General features: G+C 65.7%; 13 protein-coding genes. 6 read left to right on the top strand and 7 right to left on the bottom strand.

Translation table 11 applies throughout. The features are described 5' to 3' along the window. Window positions 1–4 precede the first annotated feature (4 nt). The 3 genes from COGEMETH_RS05630 to COGEMETH_RS05620 form a co-directional block, all read right to left on the bottom strand. Window positions 5–601, bottom strand: coding sequence for an NADPH-dependent F420 reductase (locus COGEMETH_RS05630; RefSeq protein ID WP_238181625.1), 597 nt, complete (start codon window positions 599–601; stop codon window positions 5–7). Between the two features lie 70 nt (window positions 602–671). Next, entirely contained in the window at window positions 672–1406 is a 735-nt protein-coding gene (locus COGEMETH_RS05625) for an SDR family NAD(P)-dependent oxidoreductase (protein ID WP_238181653.1), read from the bottom strand. A gap of 145 nt (window positions 1407–1551) precedes the next feature. Continuing rightward, window positions 1552–2277, bottom strand: a complete 726-nt coding sequence (locus COGEMETH_RS05620; RefSeq protein ID WP_238181624.1) for an SDR family NAD(P)-dependent oxidoreductase — start codon at window positions 2275–2277, stop codon at window positions 1552–1554. A 266-nt stretch (window positions 2278–2543) separates the two neighbouring features. Here COGEMETH_RS05620 and COGEMETH_RS05615 point away from each other — a divergent pair, with 266 nt between their 5' ends. After that, the gene (locus COGEMETH_RS05615; RefSeq protein WP_238181623.1) at window positions 2544–3440 is read left to right on the top strand and encodes a LysR family transcriptional regulator; all 897 of its coding nucleotides are present in this window, start codon (window positions 2544–2546) and stop codon (window positions 3438–3440) included. Between the two features lie 242 nt (window positions 3441–3682). On the opposite strand, the gene COGEMETH_RS05610 is transcribed toward COGEMETH_RS05615, so the two are convergent. Together COGEMETH_RS05610 and dctA are read right to left on the bottom strand one after the other, a co-directional pair. After that, window positions 3683–4846, bottom strand: a complete 1164-nt coding sequence (locus COGEMETH_RS05610; RefSeq protein WP_238181622.1) for a mandelate racemase/muconate lactonizing enzyme family protein — start codon at window positions 4844–4846, stop codon at window positions 3683–3685. Between the two features lie 63 nt (window positions 4847–4909). Continuing rightward, on the bottom strand, window positions 4910–6241 hold the full coding sequence (gene dctA / locus COGEMETH_RS05605) for a C4-dicarboxylate transporter DctA (protein WP_238181621.1): 1332 nt from the start codon (window positions 6239–6241) through the stop codon (window positions 4910–4912). 142 nt (window positions 6242–6383) lie between these two features. Between dctA and COGEMETH_RS05600 the strand changes: the two genes are divergently transcribed. Continuing rightward, window positions 6384–7298, top strand: coding sequence for a LysR family transcriptional regulator (locus COGEMETH_RS05600; protein ID WP_238181620.1), 915 nt, complete (start codon window positions 6384–6386; stop codon window positions 7296–7298). Window positions 7299–7641: 343 nt separating this feature from the next. Here COGEMETH_RS05600 and COGEMETH_RS05595 read toward each other — a convergent pair whose 3' ends face one another. Together COGEMETH_RS05595 and COGEMETH_RS05590 are read right to left on the bottom strand one after the other, a co-directional pair. Continuing rightward, a complete protein-coding gene (locus COGEMETH_RS05595; protein ID WP_238181619.1) occupies window positions 7642–8115 on the bottom strand; it encodes an SRPBCC family protein in 474 nt (157 codons plus the stop codon). A gap of 148 nt (window positions 8116–8263) precedes the next feature. Next, the gene (locus tag COGEMETH_RS05590) at window positions 8264–9133 is read right to left on the bottom strand and encodes an NmrA/HSCARG family protein (protein ID WP_238181618.1); all 870 of its coding nucleotides are present in this window, start codon (window positions 9131–9133) and stop codon (window positions 8264–8266) included. A gap of 103 nt (window positions 9134–9236) precedes the next feature. Between COGEMETH_RS05590 and COGEMETH_RS05585 the strand changes: the two genes are divergently transcribed. From COGEMETH_RS05585 to COGEMETH_RS05570, 4 genes are all read left to right on the top strand, one after another. Continuing rightward, window positions 9237–10127 (top strand): LysR family transcriptional regulator, encoded by an 891-nt coding sequence (locus COGEMETH_RS05585; RefSeq protein ID WP_238181617.1) that lies wholly within the window; start codon window positions 9237–9239, stop codon window positions 10125–10127. Window positions 10128–10375: 248 nt separating this feature from the next. Further along, a complete protein-coding gene (locus COGEMETH_RS05580; protein ID WP_238181616.1) occupies window positions 10376–11155 on the top strand; it encodes a DUF4394 domain-containing protein in 780 nt (259 codons plus the stop codon). 60 nt (window positions 11156–11215) lie between these two features. Then, window positions 11216–11755, top strand: a complete 540-nt coding sequence (locus COGEMETH_RS05575) for a sigma-70 family RNA polymerase sigma factor (RefSeq protein ID WP_238181615.1) — start codon at window positions 11216–11218, stop codon at window positions 11753–11755. Then, window positions 11752–12519: an anti-sigma factor gene (locus COGEMETH_RS05570; protein WP_238181614.1), complete on the top strand. Its 768-nt coding sequence runs from the start codon at window positions 11752–11754 to the stop codon at window positions 12517–12519. The genes COGEMETH_RS05575 and COGEMETH_RS05570 overlap by 4 nt, the downstream gene beginning before the upstream one ends. The last annotated feature ends 125 nt before the right edge of the window (window positions 12520–12644 follow it).

The following is a 12644-nucleotide window of genomic DNA, read 5'->3' as shown; positions in this document are numbered from 1 at the left end:
TCCATCAGCCGAACTTGACGAGGTCCTTGAAGATCAGCCGGCCCCAGGTGTCACCGCGCGCCTGGACGAGTAACCCGCCCTCGGAAAGGGCGCCGAGCTCGACCGGTGCGTAACCGAGCCTTTCCGCGAGCCGTCCGATTTCCATTGCGGCCTCCTCGTCGTCGCTCGCCAAGAAGACGACCCTCCTGCCGCCTTGCACGGCCGGATCCTGACCGAGGACCGTAGCGCCCAGATGGTTGAAGCCCTTGACCAGCCTCCCACCGGTGAACGCCTGTGCGACGACCCTGGACGAGGGCTGCCCTCCCAGTTGCTCGGGGGGGACGCGGGTGTTGGTCACGTCAACGATGGTCTTCCCCTGCCAGGTGGCGAGCGCCCTCGCGACATCCGGGTGCGCCTCGAAACGGACGGCCAGGAAGAGGATGTCCGCCTTGACGGCCTCCGTCAGGTTTACGGGAACGACCTGCGGTCCGATGGCAGCTGCATCGGATGCGAAGCTCGCCGGATCGCGCGTGGTCGCGACGGAGACCTCGATGCTGTTGCGGGCGAACGCCTTGGCCAGGGCCTGGCCGATCTTGCCGAAGCCGATGATCGCGTAACTCATGTTTTTCTCCGTCGGTGTACGGAGCCCTGCGGGCTCCGAATGTCTCGATGAGGCCCATGGGGCTCCGGCGTCAGAGCTGCGCCAGGCCGCCGTCGACGGCGAGCTCGCTAGCGGTCATGAAGCTGCTGTCCGAAGAGGCGAGGAAGGCGGCCGCGGCCCCGATCTCTGCCGGGTCGGCCATGCGCTGGAGTGGTGTCATCGAGGCGAACACCTTCTGGCCCGCCTCGCCGAGCGCCGCCTTCGCGAGTTCGGTCGCCGTCGCCCCGGGCGACAGCACGTTCACCCGGATGCCCGTGCCCTTCAGGTCTTCCGCCCAGGTCCGCGCGAGATTGCGCACCGCCGCCTTGCTCGCGCTGTAGGCGGTCATCCCCGGCGCGCCCGTGGTGCCGGCGCTCGATCCGGTCAAGATGATCGAACCGCCCGGGCCCATCAGTGGCAGCGCCTTCTGGACCGTGAAGATCGTTCCCTTCACGTTGGTGTCGAAGGCTTCGTCGATGTGCGCGGCGGTGATCTCGCCAAGCCGAAGCTGGCTTCCCGCTCCGGCATTGGCGAACACGATGTCGAGGGTCCCGCGCTCGGCCTTCACCGCGGCGTAGAGCCGGTCGAGGTCGGCCTCGTCGGAGACCGAGCCCTTCACCGCGCGGGCATTGGGCCCGAGGTCGCCTAAAGCCGCATCGAGTGCGTCCTGACGGCGGCCGAAGATGAAGACGATGGCGCCGTCCTCGATGAAGCGCTTCGCGGCGGCGCGGCCGATGCCAGTCGCGCCGCCCGTGATGACGGCAACCCTGCCCTCAAGCTTTCCCATGACTCTTCCTTTCAGACCCAAATCCTGGTCGCGCGGGGGGAGTCCCGAGCCGGCCAGTCTCGCCGTTCAAAGTGATGTTCCGAATGGGGGCGCCATTTCAGGCTGTCTGGACGGATATCCTCGTCACAGGCCCGGCAGCGCCCATTCAGATGGCCGAAAGACCGCCGTCGACGGACAGCTCGATCCCGTTCACGAAGCTCGACTCGTCCGAGGCGAGAAACAGTGCGGCCGCCGCGATTTCCTCGGGACGACCCAGCTTCCCGCGAGGGATGTGGGATTCGAACAACCGCCGCGTGTCTGCGTCGATCGGCACCGATGTGTCCGTTGGGCCCGGGTGCAGGACGTTCACCCGGATATTCCGACCCTTCAGCTCATTGAGCCATCCGCGCGCAAACGCCCGCAGGGCCGCCTTGCTCGCGGAGTAAACGGTGAAAGCGGGATAGCCTTTCAGCGAGGCGACGGACCCGGTCATGAAGATCGACCCGCCATCGTTGAACAGCGGCAACGCTTTCTGCACCGTGAAAAGCGTGCCGCGCGTGTTCAGGCCGAAGGTCGCATCGAAATGCTGCTCGGTGATCTGGCCCAGTGGCGCTGGTTCTCCCATGCCGGCGCTCGCGAACAGGACATCGATCCTGCCCTTCTCCCGCTTGACCGTGTCGAACAAACGGTCGAGGTCGTCGAGGTTGGCCGCGTCGCCGCGCACGCCGGTCGCGTTGCGTCCGATCGACGTGACGGCCTCGTCCAGCGCCTCCTGCCTCCGGCCCGTGATGAAGACATAGGCGCCTTCCTCGACGAACCGCTTGGCGCTCGCCAGCCCCAAGCCACTCGACCCTCCGGTGATGACCGCGACCTTACCCGCAAGCTTTCCCATGTTCAGGTTCCGTCCTTGGCTGCTTCGGGAAGCCCCCGAGGACCGGAACATGTGTCCGCCGGCGTCAGGCGTTGAGTACGAAAGTGCGCACAGCGGTGGTGCGAAATCGATCCGGCGGGAACGCTGACGCCAAACGTGAGAGTTGGCATCCGCCGTTCGACCAGGCCTGCTTCCTATGAGTACGGCTTTGGCGAGCTCCTGCGCCCCTGTCCGACATGCTAGATGTGCGGCTCGTAAGTCAGCACCTTGCGGTGCGGGATTGCACCATGATCGACTGGGATGATGTTCGTTACTTTCTCGCCGTCGCGCGCGGAGGATCCGTGCGAGGCGCTGCTGCGCGCATGGGAGTGAACCACGCGACCGTGCTACGGCGCGTCGCCCAGCTTGAGGAGCGGCTCGGGGTGCAGATGTTCGAAAAGCTGCCTGCAGGCTACCGCCTGACGGCAGCGGGCGAGGAGGTCCTCGAACTCGCGGAGCAGATGGAGGCGTCGTCGCACCAACTGGAGGCACGGGTCTTCGGGCGCGACCAGGGTGTGCGCGGACTCCTACGGGTGACGTTGACGCCGGTCATCGCCACTCATCTGCTCATGCCGGACTTCGCCGAGTTCGCACGTCTGCATCCGGACATCGAGATGGATATCCTGTCGTCCGGCGAGCTGGCGAACCTGACCAATCGGGAAGCCGATGTCGCGATCCGCGTCGTCTACGACCGCAAGACCCTGCCGCTTAACCTCCACGGCCTAAAGGGACCGGAGCTATTCGGCGGCGTCTACATGTCCCAGGACCGCCTCACCGCGTGGCGCGCGGGCGCGCCTGATCCCCTCCGATGGATCGTCATCAGCGCTCACGACGTCCCGAACTGGGCCAGCGAGGGCGAGGTTCGCACGGCCGAGGTCCCATTCAGGGTCTCGGATGCCGAGGCGCAGCTCGCGGTTGTCCGGCAAGGTCTCGGGATCACGCCGCTGCCCTGCTTCGTCGGAGACGCCGATCCCCTCTTGGTCAGGGTGCCGGGCACCGCCCTTCACCTGTACGGAACGCTCTGGCTCCTCACACAGGGCGAGGCTCGCAAGACGAAGCGCGTGCGGCTCTTCACGGAGTTCGTATCCCGCAGGCTTGCCACGTACGCGCCTCTCCTCGCGGGGTTGTCGACATCGCGCGACTGATGCGCGGCAGTTCGCCAGGGTTGCTGGCAATGTTCAGACACCTGCAAGCAGACGTTCCGAGCGTCCTAGAAGGGTTGAAAGTGGCTGGCTACGACGTCGGGTAAACGGTCGTTTTATTTATGAATGCAAGCTGGTCGATTGGAACACCTTGCTAGGAGTTAAGATCCAGATTGGGCACTCTGTCGTTGCTACACGGAGCAGGTTGGAGCGGCATCAATCGAGCCGCCCCAACCCAGCGCTGCTTACTCGGCCAGTTCGCGCATGACCTTGATCAGGTCTGACTTGCCCTCGAAGCCGATGCCCGGCAGCTCCGGCATGACGATGTGGCCGTTCTCGACCGTCACCCCGTCCGGGAAGCCGCCGTAGGGCTGGAACAGGTCCGGGTAGCTCTCGTTGCCGCCGAGCCCGAGGCCGGCCGCGATGTTGAGCGACATCTGATGACCGCCGTGCGGGATGCAGCGGGAGGGCGACCAGCCGAACTGGGCGAGCACGTCGAGGGTGCGAAGGTACTCGACCAAGCCGTAGGACAGGGCGCAGTCGAACTGCAGGTAGTCCCGGTCCGGACGCATGCCGCCGTAGCGCAGGAGGTTGCGAGCGTCCTGGTGCGAGAACAGGTTCTCGCCGGTCGCCATCGGGCCAGGGTAGAACTCGGAGATCGCCGCCTGCAGGGCGTAGTCGAGCGGATCGCCGATCTCCTCGTACCAGAACAGCGGGTACTGCCGCAGCATCTTGGCGTAGGCGATGCCCTGCTCCAGGTCGAAGCGACCGTTCACGTCCACCGCGAGTTGCGCCTGGGAGCCGATCTCCTTCAGCACGGCCTCGATGCGGCGCTGATCCTCCTCGATCGGCACGCCGCCGATCTTCATCTTCACGACGTTGTAGCCGCGGTCGAGATAGCCGCGCATCTCGGCGCGCAGCTGGGTGTCGTCCTTGCCGGGATAGTAGTAGCCGCCGGCCGCGTAGACGAACACGCGGGGGTTGGCCTCGACGCCCTTCTGCTCGGCGAGCAGCCGGAACAGCGGCTTGCCGGCGATCTTGGCCGTCGCATCCCAGATCGCCATGTCGAGGGTGCCGACCGCCACCGAGCGCTCGCCGTGGCCGCCGGGCTTCTCGTTGGTCATCATCGCCGCCCACAACTTGTGCGGGTCGAGGTTGTCGCCGGCCTCGTTGAGGACGCTCTTCGGATCGGCCTCCAGGATGCGGTTCTTGAAGCGCTCGCGGATGAGGCCACCCTGACCGTAGCGGCCGTTCGAATTGAAGCCGTAGCCGACCACACGACGGCCGTCGCGCTCCACGTCCGTTACCACGGCCACGAGGCTGGCGGTCATCTTCGAGAAGTCGATGTAGGCGTTGCGGATGGGCGAGGAGATCGGCTTGGTGACCTCGCAGACGTCGACGATACGCATGGGTTCTCTCCTTGATGTGAGTGGGTCGAGGCGGGTGGAAAGGGATGGAGGAGGCCGGCAGGCTCAGTGCGCGACGGCCACGGGACGCGGCAGGGCGTGCCCGGCTTCCGTCTCGGGGATGATGTCCCCGGCCGCGACCGCCGCCCGGTTGCGATAGGCGTCCTCGGCCTTGGCTCGGTCGAAGGCACCTTCCCATTTCGCGACGGCGATGGTGGCGACCGCGTTGCCGATCAGGTTGGTGACCGCGCGTGCCTCGTTCATGAAGCGATCGACGCCGAGGAGCAGCACCAGGCCGGCGACCGGGACGGTGTGAATGCTCGACAGCGTCGCAGCCAGGGTGACGAACCCGGCACCGGCCACACCGGCCGAGCCCTTCGAGGTCAGGAGCAGCACGCCGAGGACGACGAGTTGGTCACCGATCCCGAGCGGCGTGTTGGTAGCCTGGGCGACGAAGATCGCCGCCATGGTCAGGTAGATGCAGGTGCCGTCGGCGTTGAAGGTGTAGCCGGTGGGAAGCACCAGGCCGACCACGGACTTTTCGCAGCCGAGCCGCTCCAGCTTGGCCATCATGCGCGGCATGACGGCCTCGGTGGAGCAGGTGCCGAACGTGATCAGGATCTCGTCCTTGAAGTAGCCGAGCACCTTGAGGAGGGAGAAGCCGGTCCAGGCGCAGACTGACCCGAGCACGACGCCGACGAAGAGGATCGAGGTCGCGTAGACACCGAGCATCAGGTAGGCGAGCGACCAGACCGTGCCGAAGCCGTACTTGCTGATGGTGAAGGCGACGCCGGCACCGGCACCGATCGGAGCGAGCCGCATGACCATGGCGACGATGCGGAACAGCGCATCGAGCAGGCTGTCGATGACCACGACCACCGGCTTGCTGCGCTCGCCGGCCTGGACCAGGGCGAGGCCGAGCAGCACCGAGATCAGGATGATCTGCAGCATGGCGCCCTTGGCGAACGCATCCACCATCGTCGAGGGGATGATGTCCATCAGGAAGCCGACGAAGCCGGGCTGCGCCTCCGCCCGCTTGGCATAGCCGGCGATGGCGCTGCCATCGATGTGCGAGGCGTCGATGTTCATGCCGACGCCGGGCTGCATGACGTTGACGACGACGAGGCCGATGACGAGGGCCAGCGTCGAGAGAACCTCGAAGTAGATCAGCGCCCGTACGCCGATGCGGCCGACCTCCTTGAGGTTGCCCATCTTGGCGATGCCGACGACGATCGTGCCGAAGATGACCGGCGCGAGCAGCATCTTGATCAGCTTGATGAAGCCGTCCGCCAGGGGCTGCAGCGTGATGCCGACATCAGGGAGGAAGTACCCGATGAGGCCGCCCAGAATGATGGCGATGAAAACCTGCACGTACAGGCGGCTGAGCCATGGTTTCACAACGTATCTCCTCCCTTACTTGCTCTTCGAGCATCGAAATAAGGTGCCCCTCTTGTGAGGGCTTGGAAGGTGCCATACGCCTGGACATAAGCGCTCGACCAATGCCATGTTCGGAACGCGCTATGCGTAAACGGCATCGGGCATGGAACTGGATTGGCTGAAAGACTTCCTGGCCTTGGCGGAGCAGAAGACCTTTTCGCGCGCTGCCGACACGCGGCACGTGTCGCAGCCGGCCTTCAGCCGACGTATCCGCGCCCTTGAGGACTGGATCGGTACGTCCCTGTTCGTGCGTGGGGCACAAGGCGCCACGCTCACGCCGGCCGGCGCTCACTTCCGACCGGCCGCCCAGGAACTTATGCGCGACCTGGAACGGGCTCGGCGTGACACACAGGCGATCGGCACGCGCGATACGGCAACGCTGTCGATCGCCGCGACCCACGCCCTGTCATTCACGTTTTTCCCGCACTGGGTGCGCCAGCTGATGCAGCAGCAGGCCTTCGGAGGGCTCAATCTCGTCTCGGACAGCATGCAAGCCTGCGAGGCCATCATGCTCTCTGGCGATGTGCATTTCCTGCTGTGCCACTATCACCCGGATGCACGGGCGCGCTTCGAGGCCGAGCGCTTCCCGAGCGTTCGTATCGGCGGCGACGTGCTGGTCCCGCTTTGCGCGCCCGACCCGGACGGCCAAGCGAAATGGTCGCTTCCGGGAACTTCAAATATGCCGGTCCCATACCTGGCTTACAGCCAGGCTTCGGGGCTAGGCCGCATCCTCGCCGCCTGCCAGAGGCGGGAACATACCCATACGGTTACGGCGCTCACGTCGCACCTTGCGGCGACCCTGATGACAATGGCGCGGAACGGGCATGGTATCGCTTGGCTGCCGCAGACCATCGCGTCCGAAGATCTAGCGCGCAGGCACCTTGTCCGAGCCGGTCCGGAGCAGTTCGACATCCCGATCGAAATCCGGCTGTTTCGATCTCTGGAGTGTCGCAACCGTGCGGCAGACGAGCTTTGGGATCATCTCACCGATCAGTCGCGCCTGGCGCAAGTGTCGTAGGTCGGGATGTGTGGCCGCAGGTTCCATAACGTCCAACGCGTGAACGGCCCCTTTTCGGGACGATAAGGAGTGGCTGCTACGATTGAGTTGGGCCGAGATCAGCCATCGCGCATGAAAGGAAAACTCTCTTTTTTCAGACATTTATGATGATAGGATAACAATCATATTTGATTAGTTTGCAGCACTATTGGCATTGCGACGTTATATAGCAGTAGCTGCCGTCGATGGCTGGCGTCAGTTCCTCAAACGAGAATCTCAAACGCTTCGAGCGAGGCAAGAGCCTCGCCCTCTTGGGACGGCCGCTTCGACAGAGGTGGCCCCGGTGTTTCGACCTCTCGCACTGTCAGAGGCGGTTCTCGGTGAGCAGCTCGCGGGTGCGTCTCAGCGTCGACAGCAGGGCGGCCTTGTAGCCATTGCCGCTGTCGAACTGGGCCTGCTCGGCCTGCTCCTCCGGTCCGCCCGGCGCCTTCCCTCGCAGGCCGAGGTAGCAGTAGAAGCGAAGCTGAAGCGTGCCGGCATCATCCTCGAACAGTTCGTTCACGATGGCCCCCTCCCGAGGGCCGGTGGCCTGGAAGAAGGTCACCTTGTCCTCGGGCTCGAAGGCGATGATCTCGCGCAAATCGACGCCCCCGATGGTGGCCTCGCGTACGATGTGCGTCGCGCTTTCTTCAACCACATCGCAGCGCGTGCAAAGCCCGGGCGGCAGGAACCGGCGGGCGTCGCGGGCCTTACGGACCAAGCCCTGCCATGCCTGGGCACGGGTCAGCGTGGTCTCGCCGTCCGAGTTCACCGGGACAGTCGCGGTCGAGTAGATCATGACAATAATACCAAGTCTCATAGGTGAGGACCTATGAGGTCCGGCGGACGGCCGCCGCCCCGCAGTCGCGGGGGCCAAGCCTCGATGAGTCATCCTCACCGAGGCTTGGTATAAGCCTTCCGAATGAGGGTTGCGTGGCGCCCGGCCGTCAGGCGGCGGCCGCGATCTCGGCGGCCAGATCGCGGTAGGTCCGCAGGGGACGGCCCAATAGGGCGGTAAGGCGCTCGACGTCGCCGTCCTCCGGGACCATACCGTCGGTCAGGAAGCGCTCGGCCATCAAGCGCATGTCGTACGCCATCCAGCCCGGCATGAACTGCCGGAGGTTCTGCTCGAACCCGGCAGTGTCGTCGCCGCCGTAGGCGACGGGGCGGCCCAGCACCTCCGACCAGATTGCGGCCACGTTTTCGCCGGTCAGGGTCTCGGGACCGACCACGTTGATCCAGTCGAGGGGAAGCGGCCCAGCAGCCTTCTCGCGGCGGATCAACTCGATGGCCGCGATCTCGCCGAGATCGCGTCCGTCGACCATGGCAAGCCCCTTGGCTCCAATGGGCATGGGGTAGACGCCGTGCTGGACGACGATGTCCTTGATCGTCAGCTCGTTGCTCATGAAGTAGGCGGGGCGAAGGATGGTGGCGTTGAGGCCCATCCGCTCGATCATGCGCTCCACGCCGAACTTACCCGCGAAGTGCGGCACGTTCACGTAGACGTCGCTGTGGATGACCGACAGGTAGACGACCCCCTTGACCCCGGCCTCCCGGGCGACATTGAGCGCGATCAGTGCCTGGGTGAATTCGTCGGGCACCACGGCGTTGAGCACGAAGAGCGTCGAAACGCCCGAGACGGCAGCGCGCACGGCGTCGACGTCTAGCAGGTCGCCCTTCACCACGGATACGCCCGCCGGCAAGTCGGCCTTGGCGGGATCGCGGACGAGGGCACGCACGTTGGCGCCTCGTTTCACGAGATGGTCGATGACGTGGCGGCCGATGGTGCCCGTGGCGCCGGTGACGAGGATGGTCATGGGATGGCTCCGGTTCGTGCCTTGTTGGCTTCCCGAAAATGAGCGATCCACATTCGATCCGATAGATGGCATATCTGGACATGCCGTCTCGCTGGTGGAACGCATGGACCTCCTTGCCCTCGCCGATTTCAACCTTGTCGCCCGGCACGGGGGCTTCGGCCGGGCGGCCCGTGCCGCCGGGCGCCCGAAGGCGACGCTTTCGCGCCGGGTCGCGGAGCTGGAGGCCGCGCTCGATCTGCGCTTGTTCGAGCGCGGCCCACGCACGTTGAAACTGACCGAGGAAGGAAGGGCCCTCCACGAGCGGACGGGGATGCTACTGGCCGAACTGGACGAGACCGCGGCGGTCATCGCCTCGGGCAGCGCGAAGCCGCGAGGCAGGCTGCGCATCAGCGCTCCGCTGCTGTTCTCGCAGGTCGCGATGGGGAAGCTGGCAGCTGAGTTCGCGGCCAGGCACCCGGAAGTCCGTCTTGAGGTGACGACGGAGGACCGGGCCGTCGACATGGTCGAGGAGGGCTACGATCTCGTGATCAGGGTGAACCCGGAAACCAATGAGAGCTTGGTCGGGCGCATCTTTATGCGTGACCGGCTGATCGTCGTGGCGAGCCCGGCCCTGGGTCGTCCCGTGGGCGAACGACCTGTGCCTGCCGTGGTGCGCGGTCCGGACGGCGGCGACGCCTGGCACGTAGGAGCCCCCGGCGGGAGGTCCCGCATCGTCTTCGAGCCAGTGCTGCACCTGTCGTCGCTCATCATGGTTCGTGACGCGATCCGGGCTGGTATCGGGGCCGGATGCCTGCCGATCTCGCTGGTCTGTCACGACCTGACTGCGGGCAGGCTGGTCCAATGGGGCGACATCGACGGTCCCGCCATCGCGCTCTGGACGCTTTATCCCTCTCGCCGGCTACTCAGCGCGCGCGTCTCAGCCTTCCTCGATCACTTGAAGCAAGCGTTTCCCAATGGGACGCCGGACGAGCTGGCTTCCTATGTCGCGGGATGACGCAGCCTCCCAGGTTTGTCTCCGTCCAAGTGGAAACCGCCCAGCCCGCCAGTGATTCAAAAAAGCGGTGGTTTTTCCGACGAGGGAGCCGGCAGCTTTCGACCCAACCTCGCCTTGAAGGCGCTTCGCCCAGTTCTCGAAAGCGGACGGTAAGCCGCTACGTCAAACAATCGGAGGTCGGCTGCATCCGATCGCCTGGCTTGTGGCTAGCCCTCTCGATGCCGCCTCCACGGCAGATGGAGAACGCCATGCGACTGAGCATCATCGCCACAACCCTGGTGGCCGGCACCTGTCTTGTCACCGCCGCTCGTGCCGACACCGTCGCAGCGCTCGTCGGCGACGCCACCCTGGCGCATGTCGACACGACCGCGAAGAAGGTCACGAAGTCGGTGACGATCACCGGGATCGGCGGAACCGTTCTCGGCATCGACGTGCGGCCGGCCGACGGCATGCTCTACGCCGTCATCTCGGACGGCAGCGTCGTCACGATCGATCCGATGTCAGGCAAGGCCACTGCCAAGTCGAAGCTCGACACGATGCTGCCGGCCGACACTGCGGCGACGGTCGACTTCAATCCGGTCGCCGATCGCCTGCGCATCATCGGCTCGGACGGCACCAACCTCCGCGCCAATGTCGATGACGGCAAGGTGACGAAGGACGGCCAGCTCAAATTCGCCGAGACCGACACCATGAAGGGCAAGGCCCCGAAGGTGACGGCTGGCGCCTACACCAATGCCTTCAAGGGCACCAAGGAGACGGCCTTGTTCGACATCGAGGCTTCCGGTGCACTGTTGAAGCAGGCTCCGCCGAACGACGGCATCCTGAACACAGTCGGCATGCTCGGAATGTCCGGCGAGGCCGTGGCCTTCGACATCCTCTCTGACGGCCAGGGCGGCAACCAAGCCTGGGCCATGGCCGGCGACACGCTTTACAAGGTGGATCTCGCCACCGGAAAGGGCGAGATGGCGGCCAAGATCGCCGGCGTCACCGGCAAGGTGCGCGACATCGCGATACTGCCCAAGATGTAGTCTCGCTCCAAAGGTGCAGGGCTGGCCCGACGGCCTGCCCTGTCGATCGCTGGGAGGATCATGGAGCCGTTCGATCACGCCTCCGCGCTGGAGGGCTGCGCTCGCGGGGACGTGGCGGCGCTACGTCGTCTGTACGACCACGAGGCCGGCTTCCTGCTCGCCGTCGCGCTTAGGATCGTGCGGCGGCGCGAGCTCGCCGCTGACGTGCTGCATGATGCGGTCATCGATATCTGGGAGCGCGCCGGCACCTTCGATCGCAGCCGGGGGGTGGGCCGTGCCTGGATCACCAGCATCGTGCGTCACCGCGCGCTCAAGCACGTTCGCGCTGCCGGCCGTGAAACGGATCTTGATCCGGCAGCCGGCGCGGAGATCGCGGATGATGCGCCCGATCCGTTCGCGGCGTTGGCGGCCTCGCAGGACGGCGTACGTTTGCACGGGTGCCTCGCGCTACTCGACCCCGACAGGCGGCGAGTGATCCTGCTCGCCTACGTCGATGGACTGTCGCAATCTGAGATCGCCGATCGGCTTGGGACACCGCTCGGGACCGTGAAGGCGTGGGTCCGCCGCAGCCTCATCGCCTTGAAGGATTGCCTGTCATGATCCCGAGCGAGCCGGAAGACCGCGACGTCCTGGCGGGCGAGTATGTGCTCGGTCTGCTCGATAGCGATGCGGCAGCGGAGGTGGAGCGCGCCCTCGGCTCGGATGCCGATCTCGCCCGCCGCGTCGCCTTCTGGGAAGAGCGATTGCTGCCGGCCTCCGCCGCTCTTGGAACGACCGCGGTCGATTCGGAACAATGGGTGCGGATCGAACGGGACCTCGCGACGCGGCGGCAGGTGCTCGGCCGCACGACGGCCTTGCCGCCCGCACGGCCGCGACACGCGATGGTGAGCGCGGCGTGGCGAAACCCCGCTCTCTGGCGGGCCACCACGGCTCTTGCCACGGCTGCTGCGATCTTGCTGGCAATCCTGCCGAACCGCGTGTCGGCTCCTGCCGAAAGCCAGACGCGCTACTTCGCGATCCTGCAGAGCCGCGACGCCACTGGGCAGGAGGGCGGCCCGGGCTGGCTGATCCAGATCGCTCAGAACGGTACCGTGCGGTCCCTGCCGCTATCTGACGTGCAGCCGGGAAGCGGGCGGTCGCTGCAGCTCTGGACCCTGTGGGATCAGGCGCGCGGCCCGGTCTCCCTAGGCGTGTTGCCGCCGGGCGGAGCAATCCGCCTGCCGCCGGAGAGGCTCGAAGCCATCGGAGACGGCCAGCTGTTCGAGATCACGCTGGAACCCGCGGCGGGCTCGCCGATCGGTCGCCCGACGGGCCGGATCCTGTTTATCGGCCGTGCGCAGGGTGCCGCGACGCAGGCTCTATGATGAGGCGAGCAGGGTACACGGAAGCGGTCATTCTACTTCCCCGCTCGGTTTCGTCAGATGGCGAACGTCTGCTGCTTCAATCTCCAGATAGAAAGCAGACCGGCAAAAGCCCACCAAGTGAGACC

The sequence above is a fragment of the Methylobacterium trifolii genome, from assembly GCF_022179685.1.
Taxonomy (GTDB): domain Bacteria; phylum Pseudomonadota; class Alphaproteobacteria; order Rhizobiales; family Beijerinckiaceae; genus Methylobacterium; species Methylobacterium trifolii.
This window is presented reverse-complemented; position numbering and strand designations above follow the sequence as displayed.

Excerpts from the sequence above, each read along its gene's own strand:
- COGEMETH_RS05590 (WP_238181618.1), bottom strand. The coding sequence starts at position 9,133 with ATGACCATCCTCGTCACCGGCGCCACGGGCACCATCGGCCGCCACGTC.
- COGEMETH_RS05580 (WP_238181616.1), top strand. The coding sequence starts at position 10,376 with ATGCGACTGAGCATCATCGCCACAACCCTGGTGGCCGGCACCTGTCTT.
- COGEMETH_RS05630 (WP_238181625.1), bottom strand. The coding sequence starts at position 601 with ATGAGTTACGCGATCATCGGCTTCGGCAAGATCGGCCAGGCCCTGGCC.
- COGEMETH_RS05615 (WP_238181623.1), top strand. The coding sequence starts at position 2,544 with ATGATCGACTGGGATGATGTTCGTTACTTTCTCGCCGTCGCGCGCGGA.
- COGEMETH_RS05585 (WP_238181617.1), top strand. The coding sequence starts at position 9,237 with ATGGACCTCCTTGCCCTCGCCGATTTCAACCTTGTCGCCCGGCACGGG.
- COGEMETH_RS05625 (WP_238181653.1), bottom strand. The coding sequence starts at position 1,406 with ATGGGAAAGCTTGAGGGCAGGGTTGCCGTCATCACGGGCGGCGCGACT.
- COGEMETH_RS05595 (WP_238181619.1), bottom strand. The coding sequence starts at position 8,115 with ATGATCTACTCGACCGCGACTGTCCCGGTGAACTCGGACGGCGAGACC.
- COGEMETH_RS05610 (WP_238181622.1), bottom strand. The coding sequence starts at position 4,846 with ATGCGTATCGTCGACGTCTGCGAGGTCACCAAGCCGATCTCCTCGCCC.
- COGEMETH_RS05620 (WP_238181624.1), bottom strand. The coding sequence starts at position 2,277 with ATGGGAAAGCTTGCGGGTAAGGTCGCGGTCATCACCGGAGGGTCGAGT.
- COGEMETH_RS05600 (WP_238181620.1), top strand. The coding sequence starts at position 6,384 with ATGGAACTGGATTGGCTGAAAGACTTCCTGGCCTTGGCGGAGCAGAAG.
- COGEMETH_RS05570 (WP_238181614.1), top strand. The coding sequence starts at position 11,752 with ATGATCCCGAGCGAGCCGGAAGACCGCGACGTCCTGGCGGGCGAGTAT.
- COGEMETH_RS05575 (WP_238181615.1), top strand. The coding sequence starts at position 11,216 with ATGGAGCCGTTCGATCACGCCTCCGCGCTGGAGGGCTGCGCTCGCGGG.